At 60.9% G+C, this 583-nt stretch carries 1 pseudogene; it reads left to right on the top strand.

Annotated features, from left to right (window positions below):
- Window positions 1-542 (top strand): annotated as a pseudogene (locus tag IVB48_RS12135) (recombinase family protein); the annotation flags it as partial.
- Between the last annotated feature and the right edge of the window lie 41 nt (window positions 543-583).

The following is a 583-nucleotide window of genomic DNA, read 5'->3' as shown; positions in this document are numbered from 1 at the left end:
TGGCCGATATCGACGACGCGGCCTCCGAGATCGTTCTCATCGTCCACTGGGTGGGTGGCGCCCACAGCGAGTTGCGCTTGCCCAAGCGCCGGCGCGGACAGCGCAACAGCACCTCTGCCGATATCATCCAAGCCGTGCGTCAACTGGTGCTGATCGCCAGCGATGACCTGATTGCCGGCATCCTCAACCGCAACGGCCTCAAGACCGGCAACGGCAATCGCTGGACCCGCGAGCGCGTCACATCAATGCGCTCGAACTACCACATCGCGGTGTTCAAGCCCGCCGAGGACGGAACCGAACCCTGGCTCAATCTTGGCAACGCCGCAAAGCTCCTGAAGATCGCGCCCAAGACGCTTCGGCTGGCCGCTGAAGCCGGCGAGATCGAAGCCATCCATCCTCTGTCGGATGGTCCTTGGATCTTCGCCCGCGCCGCTCTCACAATGTCCGCTGCCAAATCCATCACCGAACGGGCACGGCTGAACCCCAAATACCCCACGGGATCGCATCCCGATCAGCAAAGCCTCTTCTCTTCAACAACATAGACAGATGGGTGTTCTGATGCGCGATTGTAGAAGTCGAGATA

The organism is Bradyrhizobium sp. 76, assembly GCF_023073025.1.
Classification (GTDB): Bacteria; Pseudomonadota; Alphaproteobacteria; order Rhizobiales; family Xanthobacteraceae; genus Bradyrhizobium.
This window is presented reverse-complemented; position numbering and strand designations above follow the sequence as displayed.